General features: G+C 35.0%; 12 protein-coding genes and 1 pseudogene. 5 read left to right on the top strand and 8 right to left on the bottom strand.

Annotation, left to right across the window (positions count from 1 at the left end; all coding sequences use genetic code 11):
- Positions 1-12 precede the first annotated feature (12 nt).
- Positions 13-1,110 (top strand): glycosyltransferase, encoded by a 1,098-nt coding sequence (locus tag VZL98_08260; GenBank protein WVH62686.1) that lies wholly within the window; start codon positions 13-15, stop codon positions 1,108-1,110.
- Between the two features lie 1,225 nt (positions 1,111-2,335).
- Here VZL98_08260 and VZL98_08255 read toward each other — a convergent pair.
- The 5 genes from VZL98_08255 to VZL98_08235 form a co-directional block, all read right to left on the bottom strand.
- A complete protein-coding gene (locus VZL98_08255) occupies positions 2,336-2,557 on the bottom strand; it encodes a hypothetical protein (GenBank protein WVH62685.1) in 222 nt (73 codons plus the stop codon).
- 260 nt (positions 2,558-2,817) lie between these two features.
- The gene (locus VZL98_08250; protein WVH62684.1) at positions 2,818-3,102 is read right to left on the bottom strand and encodes a cysteine-rich small domain-containing protein; all 285 of its coding nucleotides are present in this window, start codon (positions 3,100-3,102) and stop codon (positions 2,818-2,820) included.
- Positions 3,092-4,156, bottom strand: a complete 1,065-nt coding sequence (locus tag VZL98_08245; GenBank protein WVH62683.1) for a histidinol-phosphate transaminase — start codon at positions 4,154-4,156, stop codon at positions 3,092-3,094. Before VZL98_08245 ends, VZL98_08250 begins: the two co-directional genes overlap by 11 nt.
- Complete coding sequence (gene cbiB / locus VZL98_08240) at positions 4,153-5,094, bottom strand: adenosylcobinamide-phosphate synthase CbiB (GenBank protein ID WVH62682.1); 942 nt, start codon at positions 5,092-5,094, stop codon at positions 4,153-4,155. The genes VZL98_08245 and cbiB overlap by 4 nt, the downstream gene beginning before the upstream one ends.
- 1 nt (position 5,095) lies before the next feature.
- Positions 5,096-5,920 (bottom strand): cobyric acid synthase, encoded by an 825-nt coding sequence (locus tag VZL98_08235; GenBank protein WVH64552.1) that lies wholly within the window; start codon positions 5,918-5,920, stop codon positions 5,096-5,098.
- Positions 5,921-6,094: 174 nt separating this feature from the next.
- On the opposite strand from VZL98_08235, the gene VZL98_08230 reads away from it, so the two are divergent.
- On the top strand, positions 6,095-6,889 hold the full coding sequence (locus VZL98_08230; protein ID WVH62681.1) for an SDR family oxidoreductase: 795 nt from the start codon (positions 6,095-6,097) through the stop codon (positions 6,887-6,889).
- Positions 6,890-6,945: 56 nt separating this feature from the next.
- Positions 6,946-7,680, top strand: a complete 735-nt coding sequence (locus tag VZL98_08225; GenBank protein ID WVH62680.1) for a copper homeostasis protein CutC — start codon at positions 6,946-6,948, stop codon at positions 7,678-7,680.
- A gap of 845 nt (positions 7,681-8,525) precedes the next feature.
- Here the strand turns inward: VZL98_08225 and VZL98_08220 are convergent.
- Complete coding sequence (locus tag VZL98_08220; protein WVH62679.1) at positions 8,526-10,121, bottom strand: ATP-binding cassette domain-containing protein; 1,596 nt, start codon at positions 10,119-10,121, stop codon at positions 8,526-8,528.
- 71 nt (positions 10,122-10,192) lie between these two features.
- The gene (locus VZL98_08215; protein WVH62678.1) at positions 10,193-11,737 is read right to left on the bottom strand and encodes an ABC-F family ATP-binding cassette domain-containing protein; all 1,545 of its coding nucleotides are present in this window, start codon (positions 11,735-11,737) and stop codon (positions 10,193-10,195) included.
- 187 nt (positions 11,738-11,924) lie between these two features.
- Between VZL98_08215 and VZL98_08210 the strand changes: the two genes are divergently transcribed.
- Positions 11,925-12,629 (top strand): NAD(P)H-dependent oxidoreductase, encoded by a 705-nt coding sequence (locus VZL98_08210; GenBank protein WVH62677.1) that lies wholly within the window; start codon positions 11,925-11,927, stop codon positions 12,627-12,629.
- Between the two features lie 102 nt (positions 12,630-12,731).
- On the opposite strand, the gene VZL98_08205 is transcribed toward VZL98_08210, so the two are convergent.
- Positions 12,732-13,643, bottom strand: a complete 912-nt coding sequence (locus VZL98_08205) for a haloacid dehalogenase-like hydrolase (GenBank protein ID WVH62676.1) — start codon at positions 13,641-13,643, stop codon at positions 12,732-12,734.
- Between the two features lie 164 nt (positions 13,644-13,807).
- Here VZL98_08205 and VZL98_08200 point away from each other — a divergent pair.
- Positions 13,808-15,139 (top strand): annotated as a pseudogene (locus VZL98_08200) (IS1182 family transposase).
- Positions 15,140-15,240 lie beyond the last annotated feature (101 nt).

Below are 15,240 nucleotides of genomic sequence, written 5' to 3'. Positions count from 1 at the left end.
GGGGAATGATTAATGAAAATTTGTTATTTAGCTGACGCATCTAGCGTACATACTCATAAGTGGTGTGAACACTTTACTAAAATAGGTTACTCTACCATAGTAGTTTCATTAGGTGATGGTAAAATACCTAACACTAAGGTGTATTCATTAGGGATAGAGGATTTAACAGACAGAAGCCATATAAACAAGCTGTTAAATTATATAACTAAAATAGGTAGAGTTAAGCGTATAATAAAAGAGGAAAATCCGGATATAATTCACGCTCATTATGCTACGAGCTACGGATTACTTGCTTCTCTATTAAATTTGCATCCTTATATCCTTTCAGTTTGGGGATCTGATGTTTATGATTTTCCTAATTCAGGCACCCTTCAAAGAAAAATGCTGGAATGGAATCTTAAGAATGCAGACATCCTACTTTCAACTTCTGATGCAATGCGAGAAGAAACTGCAAAATATACAGATAAAGAGATAGGCGTAACGCCATTCGGAGTAGACACAGGTATCTATAAACCACTGGACATAGATCCTATTTCGGACTTTACTATTGGTACAATAAAATCATTTTATCCAAAGTACGGAATCGAGTATTTAATAAAAGGTTATAGCGATTTTATTAAGGAAACAGGTGCTGAAAATACGAAACTAATTCTGGGAGGAAAAGGGCCACAAGAAGATGAATTGAGGGCACTTGCTATAGAACTTGGCATTGAAGAAAAAGTAGAGTTCTTAGGATTCCTGGACAGAGATGGGGTTGTTAATTCGTTTAACAAGATGGATATTGCAGTATTTCCATCAACACTTGATAGCGAGAGTTTTGGAGTTGCAGCAGTAGAAGCAGGAGCTTGCGGAACACCAACCATAGTTTCAAATGTCGGTGGACTTCCTGAAGCAACTAAGCCGGGTTACTCCAGCATAACAGTTCCTAAAAAAGACAGTAGAGCTATTACCGAAGCATTAAAGAAATTGTATAATGATAGAGAACTATTAAATCAGATGAAAATAAACTCCAGACAATACGTGCTGGACACCTATGACATAAACAAAAACTTCGCATTAGTAGATGAAATATATAAGGAAATCTACAATTCCAAGCATAATCAAAAGTAAGATTTATTAAACAAAGGACCTATCACGTCGATAGGTCCTTTTTCATCTTAACCAATTCATAAAAATAAGGGGTCAGCCGTAAGAGTTAAATACACTCAAAAATCCCAACACAGCGAATAATTATACAAAATAAACGGGGTCAGGCTACACATTTTTAAAGTAATTTACATATATATTTACAATAAATTATATATAATCATACAAATAAGCTAGATACACACATTAACTATATAAATACATGTATTAATATAATAAGTTGAAATATTCAATTGATAGTTAATGAGAAGTTGCCGTAACCTGAGATTAAGATACTTGAATGACTGCTTATAAAATATTTTGTACGGATATTCACGAGAATTGAGAATTAATTTTAGAAGGGGTATACTAAAAGAATTATGGAGAATAGAAGTATAATGGGAATGGATTTTGATTGAAGAAGTAATTAGCATAAATAATTCCATATAATAATCATACGAAAATAAGCATAGATATAATACGAAAGGTGAGAAAATAGTAGGGAATAACGCATATAAATACGGAAAAGTCAATTAAGTCATACCTCTTTAAAATCTCACCAATGACTTTCCTCTGTGGGTCGGTCAATGGTTTATACACCAATTTATAACTCATCTTTATCTCCTTTCTTAGTTTCGATATTAAAATGTTACAATGGTTTGTGAAAAATGTCAATAGAAAAATGAATAATATACCTATGGTTGCATGGTAAAGTAGATAGTACACTAGTAATAATCAGATTATACGAGACTAGTGTGAATTCAAGACATGAATAAATGTATAAATATATATGATATCGTTAAAAATAATTACATAAAAAATAGCTCGGAAAAAGTTTCCAGGATATAAAAATTACAAGAGATATATTTTACCATAAACTATAAAATTGACAAAAATAGTAGGATATACTCCGTTTACAAAATATTTCCTAATTGAAAAGTAATAAATAATTTAGTGAAATAAAAGTCCATAAACATATCTAAGATGAAAACAAAATAGGGAAGGATATTCACTATCAAAGAAAATGTTTGCAGAAGATTATTTATTTATGTATTTTATGAACCTAGATTAATTTGTATTATATTTTACTAATATAATTTTATGTAATATTTGATTCCTGATAAGTAATGTTCTCATATAGAAAAATTGTAAATAATACAATTAAAATGTACATAAATGATTAAATTAAAATATACAATTAGAATAGGATTTAAATATAGAGGTAGAATTCTTCGAATTCTTCTTTGTATATCTCGCCCGAGGAGTTGTATAGTCGTGTGAGATTGGTCGTAAGTTTGGAGGTAGTTAGAGATGAGTTTAAAATATAAAGGTAGAATTCTTCGAATTCTTCTTTGTATATCTCTCCCTCAGTCAGCGTAGCTGACAGCTCCCTCGTCAGATGGAGCCTATAAAAGATCGAATCGTTTGGCAATCGCATAGCCTCCCTCTGACGAGGGAGGTGGGTCGCCTAAGCGACTCGGAGGGAGAGATTAACAAAAAGCGACATCTTTTCGTCGCTACATTAATAGTCTAACTTCTTTTTAAAAACGTGGAAGTGGGGGCACTTCCTCATCCTTAATTCCTAAAACCCTTATATCTAACTTTAAGACAATCTTAAACATTAAAAAAACCCTATTCTCAATTAGGGCTTTTTACAGTCTGAGCAGTTAGGAATATTCATTACTGATAACTTTATTTTTCGTTTTTTCTTTTTTCAAATTCTTTTTCTACAGCTTTACTAAACACTTCTTCTCTAAGTATATTATTTATGTGGTCATAACCTGAAGGTCTATGTGGTACGAGACAGTTTGAACAGTCTTTAAATCCGTAATTCCATTTTGGATTTCCTTTACAGTCCTCGATTAAGAAAAGAGGGCAGTAACAAAATAAACAGTTAAATTCAGAATCATCTTCTACCTTGTGACATGGGAAGTACATACAGTCGGTATTTCTAAAAAACTTAAAACTATTTTGCATTGTAGAACTCCTTTAATTTTTTTATTAGATATGAATTATCATCATGAGATTTCACTGCAATTCTTATGTAGGTATTGTCCAATCCTCTAAAAGTGCTGCATAGCCTGATTAGGATACCATTTTGGAGCAGAAAATCAAATAATTCATTAACATCATTTTTCATAGCTTTTAACAGCATATAATTGGATCTGCTTTTAAATATTTTAAAAGAATTTAGATTTGAGATTTGGTCATATAAAAATTCACGCTCTTTTTTTATGTATTCCACGCTTTCTTTTATATATACTCTGTCATTAAAGATATAACGTCCGGCAGATTCGGCAAATGAATTGACACTCCATGGGTTTAAAGAATGTTTAAGGAAGTTTACATTGTCTTCATTCATAATTCCGTATCCTAGTCTGATTCCTGGTAGTCCGAAGAACTTGGTAGCAGCTCTGACTATTATGATATTCTTATAATTCATGCTATTCGCATATTCCACTGTGTCATAATTAGAATCAGTAAACTCGAAGAAAGCCTCATCTAAGATGAGTGTAACTTCATTTTCTATACATAGGGAGTGTATGGTTTTTATCTCCTCCAAGCTTAAAACATAACCTGTCGGATTATTAGGGTTTCCTATTATCAAACAGTTTTTAAATCCGTCATCTGAACAATTTTCTATTATGGATTTTAAAATATCCACATTTAAAGATAGGTCAGGATTAGGAGCGATAAATTCTATTTCACAATTATTCTCTTTAGCTCTAAGCTCGTACTCGATAAAGGAGGGATAGGGTATGATGCATCTATTGAATTTAGACAGAACTCCATCTATGATTTCCATCGCTCCATTACCGGGGACTATATACTTGGCTTCTGTTTTCAAGTATCTCGACAGAGAATCTCTAAGTTCCCTATACTGAATATCAGGGTAAGATTTAACATTGTCGAATTCAGAGATGATAAAATCCATAAGTCCTGTAGGATAACCCAGTGGATTAATATTGCTACTGAAATCAATCAAGTCTTTATCAGTTTTATAGCTCAATATGTCTGCACCGTGAATCATTTAATCACAACCTTTGTAATAAATAAGAAAGCTGCATATAAAATCATAAACAGTATTTCCGATCTATACATTATCCTGATCGTATCGTCTATGTCCTTAGCTCTGACAGGTCTGATAGCATCTCCAATATACGGCTTTTCAATATATATATTTTCATAAAAAGAACCACCGCCAAGTTGGATATTCAAAAGTCCTGCAACAGTACTCTCAGGGTAGCCGGCGTTTGGACTGGTATGTTTTTTATGATCTCTCATTGTCGTTTTAAATCCGGTTTTCATGTCGAATGAGAACACTGAGGAGAGTATCATTAATAGTGATGTGAGTCTGGCTGGGATAATATTAACCAAATCATCTATTTTGGCAGGGAAATAACCCAGATCCTGGTATTTGGAATTTTTATATCCCAACATTGAATCCATGGTATTTATCATCTTATATGCGAATGCGAAAGGTACTCCGAAAATCAAATAAAATATCGGTGCAATAACTCCATCTGAAGTATTTTCCGCTATAGTCTCAACGCAAGCTCTGATAATACCTGCTTGACTTAATTTATCGGTATTTCTTCCTACTATATATCTTAGTCTGCTTCTTCCACGTTCTAAGGAGATTTTCATTTCTTTTTTTACTTCTGACGCTTCTTTACCTAGAGATTTTGCGGCGATTGTTGTATAAGCGAGGTGAATCTTTATTACCAGCTGAAGATATTTATTAAAATCGAAAAGCTGTATGAGATAGTGTATCCCAAAGAAGGATATTGCAATATTTAAAGCTACGATAAATAGACCGCCCAGCTTTAAAGCTGTGGCAGTCTTGCAAAATCTTCTTATTATCTTTTCCTCAAGAGATATTATTGCTCCCATTAGTCGAACCGGATGTGGAAAATTCACAGGATCTCCAAACAACCAGTCGGCAATAATCGCCGTGTAAACAATCATATTATTCCTCTAACATTTTTAATATTTTATCTATATCCATATTTTCTGTGACGATTCCCGCCAATCTTTCGATTTCATCTTCCAGCATTACCGGATCAAAACAGCAATGAGCATGTTTTCTGTATTCAATAAGAGAATCTTCATCTACTATCTCCAGATGAGTATAGGGAATTACTCCAATTACGGGTATACCTGTGAGTTCTTCTATCATCTTAAGACCACTGTCCAGAAGTGATTTATCACCTCTAAATTTGTTGATAATAAATCCTTTCACTCTCTTACGATCTTCTTCTTTTAGAAGCATTACCGTGCCGTAAAGAGACGCAAAACTGCCTCCTCTATCAATGTCAGTGACAAGCAGTACATCAGCATCTGCAATCTCTGCCATACCCGTGTTGACGAAGTCATTTTCATTTAGATTTATCTCTGCAGGAGAACCTGCGCCTTCGATTACTATTAACTCATGCTTTGATGAGATTTCGTCATATATTTCTTTTATCTTTTCTTTTAATTCACTTTTGTATTCAAAGTACTCCCTGGCCTTCATGTACTTATAACTCTTACCAAGAATTACCACTTCGGATCCTACATCGGTTTCCGGTACTAATAAAACGGGATTCATTAATTCAGACGGCTCTATTCTAGCAGCATGTGCTTGAACGAATTGGGCAGAGGAAATCCTCTTGCCTGTATTTGTATGCATATAATTTCTACTCATATTTTGTGCTTTAAAAGGAAAGACATCAATACCTTTCTGAACAAATATTCGACATAATGCTGTAACTATGGTACTTTTTCCTGCGGAAGAAGTGGTGCCCTGTATCATTAATGATTTCATGGATGATTTCCTTTCTATATTTAAGAGAATCGTTAAAAATGACAAAATATGTCCCTTATATAATACCATAGTATAAATCATAATTAAAGAAGCATTTATTTATTATGGCTGCTATTTGGGTATATGTAATATAAGTGGTATACAAAATGAAAGGAGAATAATATGTCTAAAGTAAATCTAATCACCGGTGGCGGTGGTGGCATAGGTTTTGAATGTGCCAAAAAATTTGTAGGAGAAAAACTATATATAACCGGCAGAAATGAAGAAAAATTAAGTGTAAAATGTAAAGAGCTGAGAGATTTAGGTGTTGATGCAAATTATAAGGTGTCTGATATATCTAAACCTGAGGAAGTAGAACAATTATTTGAAGAAATAACTAAGGAAGGAGATTTAGGTTGTGTTTTAAATGCGGCAGGTATAAGCGGCGTTGGTGTGACGGGAGAGAAGGTATTTAAAATAGATCTTTTAGGAGCTAAAAAAGTATTGGACACCACTCTTGAATATGCAACCCAGAATACGGTGTTGATACTGATAGCCTCAATAATGGGCTATGTCGTACCACCAAATGAAATATATGACAAGTACTTGGCAGAACCAGATTTGGAAGGTGCTTACAAAGTTCTAAAATTCTATCTGGACGATCCTAATCAAGCGTATAATTTCTGTAAAAGAGGTAATCACCTAATGGTTACAAAATTTGCCATGGATTTCGGTGCCAAGGGAGCAAGACTATTGTCTATTTCTCCGGGAATTATAGAAACCCCAATGTCAGCAGCTGCAATGGAAGAAGCTTCTGAAATCATGAACCAAATGCTTGCTATTACTCCTATAGGAAGATTTGGTAAGCCTGAAGAAATTACAAATACAGTAGAATTTTTGAAAGGCGAAAAAGCATCCTTTATTACTGGTTCGGATATATTAATTGATGGTGGATTATTACATCAAATGATAAAATAATATGTTTAGTAAATATAATGATAGCAACCAATCATTATAAAAAAAAGAGGTGAGATATGTTAATAGAAGTTTGTTGTGGTAGTGTCGACGATACTATATTGGCTGAAAAACTCGGTGCAGATAGAGTTGAGTTTACTACTTCAATGTGTTTGGGAGGCCTAACTCCATCGTATGGAATGTTTAAAAGAGCTAAAGAACTTATTAATATCCCACTTATGGTAATGGTTAGACCCAGAGAAAGTGGATATTACTATAGTGACGAAGATATAGAAGTCATGATTACAGATGCTAAATTCTTTGCTGACAATGGAGCAGAGGGTATAGTTTTTGGGATATTGAATGAGGATGGAACTGTAAATAAAAGTGCATGTAAGAGAATTATCGATGTAATAGGCGAAGCCGAAGCTGTATTTCATAGAGCTTTCGATGTGGTACCTGATCCCTTTAAAGCCATGGAAGATTTAATAGAACTTGGTTTTAAGAGGATACTGACAAAAGGTCAAGCCAACACCCTGGAAGAAGGTCGGGAATTACTAGATAAATTGATAGAAGCTTCAAACGGCAGGATAGAATTTATTTCAGGTGGAGTCAGAACTCATAATTTGGAATGGATAAAAAGTGAATTAAAGCCGAGTCAAGTTCATGTTGGGGCATTTACCAATAAGGAAGATCCGACCATTGCGAATAATCCTAAGATTGCATTTGGTTCAAAAGGTAAATCGGGAGAAGAATTATATCAAATTGTTGATCCTGAACTACTTAAAGATATCATTTTAGAGCTAAGAAAATAATAGCTTATTATAAATCTGGTATAGATAGTAAATCAGAAGATGTGAAATTCATAATTACTCTGAATTTCGCATCTTTTTATGCTTTTAGAGAAATTATGGAAATAAAAGATAAATTCATTTTTATAATAACACATCAAATCCCAAGCGAAGTTAACCTTAAATACGAGAAATTGATTCAGTTGTAATAAAGGGCGGAGCTGGATTAGCTGAGGAGTTGGGTGGTCGTGTGGGATTGGTCGTGAGTCTAAATATAATGGTTGAATTTTTCAAATTCTTCTTTTTATATCTCTCCCTCAGTCAGCATAGCTGACAGCTCCCTCGTCAGATGGAGCCGGAAAAAACAAAATACAAATTAACCTTAAAGAATGTAGTTTTTGAAGATATTGTGTAAGTCTTTGAGAGCCTCCCTCTGACGAGGGAGGTGGGTCGCCTAAGCGACTCGGAGGGAGAGAAAACCAAGGCTTCCATTACTCTAGCTTTAAAGTAGCGGAGCTGCCTCAGCTCCATTTTTGTACCTATGTTACAATTGAGACATGGAATCACTTATGCAACTAATTTATGACCACACAAAAGTGGAAGGGGGGGAAGAGTTGTCAGTTTGGCGGTAGTTAGAGATGAGTCTAAAATATAGTAGTAGACTTCTTCGAATTCTTCTTTGTGTATCTCGCCCTCGTCAGAGGGAGGCTCTTTAAAACTAATCCCTCACAACCGACAACTACTCAACTCATCGAGTGAGAGAAATACAAAAAGCGACATCTTTTCGTCGCTACCTTTAAAATCCATATAACAAAAGACAAACCCGGTTTAATTTGGGTTTGTCTTTTTTTATCCCCAGAACAGGGGTTCTATTGTTTTACATAGTACTCTTCCAGATATTCATTATAGCCGGTCGTTTTATCTCTTGTGCTTCCATCGGGAAGTATCTCGATTATTCTGTTTGCGATAGTATCTATAAATTGGTGGTCTTTGGATGTGAAGAGAATATTTCCTTTAAAGGAAATAAGCCCATTATTAACTGCTGTTATACTCTCTAAATCCAGGTGGTTTGTGGGTTGATCAAATATAAGAGCATTTGAAGGAGTCAGCATCATTCTGGAAAACATCATCCTTACTCTCTCTCCACCTGATAGTACTTTTGCTTTCTTTAGTGCATCATCACCTGAGAACAGCATTTTTCCGAGAAAACCTTGAAGATATATCTGACTTTGTTCTTCGGAGTATTGTCTCAACCAGTCTATTAGATTCAGGTCTACATTTTCAAAAAATTCGTTATTGTCTTTAGGGAAATAGGAATGGGTAATAGTCTGTCCCCATTTAAATTCGCCTTTAAAATCAGTATCATAACCTTCCAATATTTCAAATAGGGCGGTTATAGCCAATTCGTTTCCAATAAAAGCAATCTTTTCGTTTTTATTGACTCTGAAGTTGAGTTTATCTATAAGGACCGTTCCGTCCACTACCTTTGTCAAGTTTTCAACATTTAGTATTTCGTTTCCGACCTCTCTACTAAGTGTAAAACCTACGAATGGATATTTTCTGGTGGACGGTCTGATATCATCAAGGCTTATCTTGTCGAGTAGTTTTTTTCTGCTGGTAGCTTGTTTTGACTTGCTCTTATTGGCTGAGAACTTAGCTATAAAAGCTTGGAGCTCTTTTATCTTTTCTGCCTTTGCTTTATTTCTGTCCTTTGCCATCTGAAGAGCTAACTGACTTGATTCATACCAAAAGTCGTAGTTACCTGTAAAAATATTAATTTTGCCAAAGTCGATATCCACCATATGGGTACAAACTTCGTTCAGGAAGTAACGGTCATGGCTTACTACAATTACAATCCCTTCAAAAGTAGATAAAAAATCCTCTAGCCAGAGTACGGCTTTTATATCCAAATCATTTGTAGGCTCGTCTAGAAGCAGTATATCAGGATTGCCAAATAATGCTTGTGCCAGGAGGATTTTGACCTTTTCGTTACCGGTGAGTTCTCTCATATACTTCTCGTGAAGTGAGTTTTCGATTCCGAGTCCTTGAAGTAGAATGCCCGCTTCTGATTCTGCTTCCCATCCGTTTAATTCTGCAAATTCAGCTTCTAGTTCCGATGCTCTAATCCCATCGGCTTCATTAAAATCTTCCTTAGCATAGATGGCATTTTTCTCTTCTCTTATATCATATAGTCTTTTGTTTCCGATTATTACCGTGTCTAAGACGGTATAGTCGTCAAATGCAAAGTGATCCTGCTTTAGTATGCTCATCCTACTGTCTTTGGCAATAGTGATATCACCTGAGGTAGCTTCTTTTTCTCCGGACAAAATCTTTAAAAAAGTTGTCTTACCGGCTCCATTGGCACCTATTACTCCATAGCAGTTTCCCGGTGAGAATGTCAAATTGACATCATCAAAGAGTATCCTGTCCGGGAAACGCACGCCCAAATTATTTACATATATCAAAAAATCTCCTCCTATTATTGCTAATCATAAATAAATGTGTTTACAATATATATAATTATCCTTAAAAGTATTTATATAAAGTCGCTCATTTTCCATATCTCATTGGAGACTTCTTCGTAAAAATCCTTCTCATGAGAGATTAAAAAGATTCCGCCTTTGTACTCCTTTAGAGCACGTTTAAGTTCTTCTTTAGCTTTCGGATCTAAATGATTTGTTGGTTCATCCAGTACGAGAACATTTGTCGGTCTGTTTAGTATCTTACAAAGTCTAAGCTTAGATCTTTCTCCTCCACTTAAAACTCTTACAAGGACCTCCATGTTTTCAGTAGTTAAACCACATTTCGCAAGCATGGATCGGATGGAAGCTTGAGTATGTGAAGGATACTCATCCCATAACTCATCTATGGCAGTTCTGGATCCGTCTGAAGAATCTTCTTGTTCGAAGTATCCAAAATCTATATTTTGACCATTTTCAATATTGCCCGAGATAGGTGGGATAAGACCAAGGAGAGTTTTTATCAAAGTCGTTTTTCCAAGACCGTTCTCTCCAATTACAGCTATACGCTGACCTCTTTCCATCCTAAGATTTAAGGGCTTGGTTAGAGGTGAATCATATCCTATTACTAGATCTTTAGTTTCAAAAATCAATTTACCCGGAGCTGATTTGGTTAAAAACCTGAACTCGGGTTTTGCTTTTTCTCTAGGCAGTTCTATAATATCCATCTTGTCGAGCTTTTTCTGTCTAGACATTGCCATATTTCTGGTGGCTACTCTGGCTTTGTTACGTGCAACGAAATCCTTAAGTTGACTGATTTCCTGTTGTTGTCTATTATATGCAGCCTTTAGTTGTCTCTGTTTTTCTTCATGGAGCCTTAAAAAGTCATCGTAATCGCCTACGTATCGGTTAAGTTCCATATTCTCTACATGGTAGATTAAATTGATTACGGAGTTTAAAAATGAGATGTCATGTGAAATCAGTATAAAAGCATTTTCGTATTCCTTTAGATACCTTCTAAGCCACTCTATATGCTCCTCATCCAAGTAATTTGTGGGCTCATCAAGTAGCAGTATGTCCGGCTTTTCTAATAGCAGCTTACATAATAGTACCTTTGACCTCTGACCACCACTTAGACCATTAACGGGATTATCCAAGCCCAAAGCATCTACTCCCATGGCACTGGAAACCTCGTCAATTTTCGCATCTATAAGATAAAAGTCATGATGTTCCAGTATATCTTGTAGAGTACCGACCTCTTCCAATAAGGCATTCATTTTATCTTCATCTACATTGACCATTTCAGCATAGCTTTCTTCAATTTCACGTTCTATATCAAACAAATAAGCAAAAGCATCTTTTAAGACATCCCTAATCGTCATATCTTCTTTCAGATAAGAATGTTGGTCTAAATACCCGACTCTAACTCTCTTCGCCCATTTTATTTCTCCAACATCGGGCTGAAGTTTACCTGTTATTATATTCAAAAAAGATGATTTTCCTTCTCCATTAGGACCGATGAGACCCACATGCTCACCATTTAGCAGCCGAAAATTAACATCCCTTAAAATTTCTCTTCCGCCATAGTTATGGCTTAAATTTGTAACTTGTAAAATACTCATATTTCCTCCGCACACTTTATTAACCTATATATTCTATCATGAAGGTGAAATATTTAAAACAGAAATTCAATTTTTCACTGAGTATAATTATATCGACGATTTTGCATTTGTTTTAGGGGATTGTTTTAGGGTAATTAATAGAGCAGAAGCGATTATTGATTGCTCTAATCGTATAAGAGGTGAAAAAATGAAATGCGTAGTAATAACCGGAACAGAAGTTAAGGGATGTACATATAATCTAAAAGAAATCTTTTTGGATGAACTAAAGCCAAAAAGTCTCACGGAGTTTTATTTGCCAAAAGACGGACCTGATTATTGTACGGGATGTAAAAGATGTTTTTTAGAAGATGAGGGTAGTTGTCCTCATTATGATAAAGTAGGTCCGATTTGGAATGAAATGATAGATGCCGATCTTATCATATTTGCTTATCCCGTATATGTACTTAGGGCACCCGGACATATTAAATCACTGCTTGACCATTTTGGCGTCCATTGGTTTGCGCACAGACCTAAGCCTGAAATGTTCAATAAAACTGCAGTCATCATTACACAGAGCATAGGAGCTCCTAATAGAGCAGCACAAAAAGATGTCATAATATCCATGGAGTGGCTTGGAGTTTCGAGAATTGAGAAAATTGGCTTTGGTATGATGGAGGGAGTTAAATGGGGTGAAATATCAGAAAAGAGACGAGAAAAATTCGAGTCAGAACTGCGTTCATTTGCTCGGAAATTTACAGATATTTCCCCAAGACCTATGGGTATAAAAGCACGATTATACTTTCAAATGTCTAAAATGATGCAAAAGGGAGTATTAAAGAAACTTCCACATGGGAAGAAACCCGAAAGAGATTTACAGTATTGGATAGACTTAGGTTGGATAAAAGCTAAATAAGGACTGGGATAAAACAATTAGTAGATAAAAACTCCAAGCAGTGAAAACTGCTTGGAGTTTTTTTATAAATGGATTTTAGAAATCCTTGTTCACATATTGTGCCTATCTATTTACAGACCTGCTCATAACCCTATAGGTATGCCTTTTGCCTCTGATGGCTATGGAGTATGCCATGATATTCTCGGGACTTGCAATACCGGGAGACATACCGCAGTCGCCTATATGATGGAGATCTGCACCTGCCATCTTAGCATTTATAGCAATAGACCTTATCGTTTGGAGATCAGATCCTTCTTGTGAAGTTCCGATAGCAGTCATGACAAGTTTGCCACGACTGTGGACATGGCTGATTAAGTCAGATACTCTCGCTAATGAGTACCCGGGGATGGTACCGGGTGCAGGTAGCAAGACTATATCTGAGCCCGCATCTATGAGCATATCAATAGACGGTATATCTATAAGAGAGCTGCCGGTTTCGGTTGCAACTCCGGAATTATGCATCTTACCGGAAATGACGATTATTTCATCTCCGAATTCCTCTTTTATTTGGGAAATTGATTTTGCAATTTGTCCGGTGGTTACTCCTGTAGCAGGATTTCCTGTCAATACTATCATTTTACAACCCATATTTTTAAGTTTTCTTACATTTTCTATGCCGGCAGTCCTACCGGGACTTACCAGACTACGCTCAACTGAAAGCTCTGCAGTATCGTCAACAGGTTCAAGATTTACAGCGACTATTTTGCCTGTAAGATTAAAAACTGCTTCTATCGGATTAACAGCATCTATTCCGAAGATGAAAGCTTTTTCAAGGTCAAACATATTTAGAAGAATTATATCCGCGCCGAATGCTGCTGCGAGTTCGGGATTTGAAATATCACCAAGTACAGCAGGGAAGGGCGCTATTACCTCTGAAACAAAAGCTCTACCTTCACATGCTTTTATGCTGTTCAATAGATCTCTTGCCTTAATTCCTGGGATATCAGACGGATTTAAATCAAATAATCTTTTCATACGACCTCCATAAAAAGAGAAAGTCGCCGAAGCGACTTTTCAGACTGTTGACAAAGCATAGCTAGAAAAAATTTCTAGCTGTGCTTTTTTTGTTCTAAAAATGCCATATTATGTGTAATTTAAGCCGTTTTGGGTATATATAACACTAAGAGAGAAGTGTTAATATGCTATTTAAAAATTCTAAAAACAAAGTTGATCAAGTTCAAATGATTTCAATAGATCAAATGGTTCCCGAAGATCATATACTTAGAAAAATAGATAAATACATTAAATTTGATTTCATATATGAATTAGTTGAAGATTTGTACTGTCTTGATAACGGACGACCTAGTATAGATCCCGTTGTTTTGCTTAAGATTACCTTAATCCAATACCTTTTCAACATAAAAAGCATGAGACAAACAATTAAAGATATTGAAGTAAATCTTGCTTACAGATGGTTTTTAGGTTTTGATTTTTACGATAAAATACCTCATTTCACAACTTTTAGTCAAAACTACAGAAGAAGATTTAAAGAGACAAACATATTTGAAGATATTTTTCAAAACATACTACTACAAGCCATTGAAGAAGGCTTAGTTGATATAAATATCCAATTTGTTGACTCAACACATGTTAAAGCACATGCCAATAGGTATAAGGTTGTTAAAGTAAAAGTGAAAAAAGAGGTAAAATACTATCAAAAAAAGTTAGAAAAAGAAATAAACGAAGATAGAAAAAAACATGATAAAAAGCCATTTGATCCTAAAGATAAAGATGAAGAACTAAAAGAAGTAACAAAAAGCACAACAGATCCTGAAGCAGGACTATTCCATAAAGGTGAACATAAAGAAGTATTTGCATACAGCGTACAGACATCATGTGATAAAAATGGATGGATATTAGGTTTTAAATCATATCCTGGAAACTTACACGATGGAACAACATTTAAAGATTTCTTTGATGAAAAGTTAAAACGATTGAACCCTAAAAAACTAGTTATGGATGCAGGCTACAAATTCCCGGCAATAGCGAAAGAACTGTTTGATGATGGAGTATTTCCAGTATTTCCATACACAAGGCAAAAAACAAAACCAAAACTAGAAAACCCATTCTATAAAAGAGATTTTGTGTATGACGAATACTACAACTGTTACCTTTGTCCAGCAAATGAAGTATTAGGATACTCAACCACAAATAAAGAAGGATATAGGCAGTACAAGAGCAACCCAAAGATCTGTGTAAACTGTGGGTACCTAGGAAGGTGTACAAGTAGTAAAAAACACCAAAAGATAATAACTAGACATATCTGGCAAGATTATCTTGATATTTCAGAAGAATACCGGTATACATATAAAGGGAAAGCAGAATATAAAAAGAGAAAAGAAACAATAGAAAGGCAATTTGGGAGTGCAAAGGAATATCATGGATTTAGATATACCAATATGGTAGGTATAAAGAAAATGGATATGAAAGCAGCACTTACTTTTGCGACCCTAAATATGAAAAAGTTAGCAATAATCTTAAGTAAAAGAGATAAAAAGCCACCCAAAAATAATGGTGTTTTAAGAAAAATATTGAACTTTGCTAATAGATTTGTCAAAATAGAGCAAACCCT

This window comes from Peptoniphilaceae bacterium AMB_02, from assembly GCA_036321625.1.
In the GTDB taxonomy this organism is placed as follows: domain Bacteria; phylum Bacillota; class Clostridia; order Tissierellales; family Peptoniphilaceae; genus Microaceticoccus; species Microaceticoccus formicicus.
Note: the sequence above shows the minus strand (reverse complement) of the source record. Positions and strands in the feature narration are given on the sequence as shown.

Bases quoted from the DNA above. Each gene is read 5' to 3' on its own strand.
- VZL98_08245 (WVH62683.1), bottom strand. From the start codon at position 4,156: ATGATTCACGGTGCAGACATATTGAGCTATAAAACTGATAAAGACTTG.
- VZL98_08215 (WVH62678.1), bottom strand. From the start codon at position 11,737: ATGAGTATTTTACAAGTTACAAATTTAAGCCATAACTATGGCGGAAGA.
- VZL98_08225 (WVH62680.1), top strand. From the start codon at position 6,946: ATGTTAATAGAAGTTTGTTGTGGTAGTGTCGACGATACTATATTGGCT.
- VZL98_08235 (WVH64552.1), bottom strand. From the start codon at position 5,920: ATGATACAGGGCACCACTTCTTCCGCAGGAAAAAGTACCATAGTTACA.
- VZL98_08230 (WVH62681.1), top strand. From the start codon at position 6,095: ATGTCTAAAGTAAATCTAATCACCGGTGGCGGTGGTGGCATAGGTTTT.
- VZL98_08205 (WVH62676.1), bottom strand. From the start codon at position 13,643: ATGAAAAGATTATTTGATTTAAATCCGTCTGATATCCCAGGAATTAAG.
- cbiB (WVH62682.1), bottom strand. From the start codon at position 5,094: ATGATTGTTTACACGGCGATTATTGCCGACTGGTTGTTTGGAGATCCT.
- VZL98_08260 (WVH62686.1), top strand. From the start codon at position 13: ATGAAAATTTGTTATTTAGCTGACGCATCTAGCGTACATACTCATAAG.
- VZL98_08210 (WVH62677.1), top strand. From the start codon at position 11,925: ATGAAATGCGTAGTAATAACCGGAACAGAAGTTAAGGGATGTACATAT.
- VZL98_08250 (WVH62684.1), bottom strand. From the start codon at position 3,102: ATGCAAAATAGTTTTAAGTTTTTTAGAAATACCGACTGTATGTACTTC.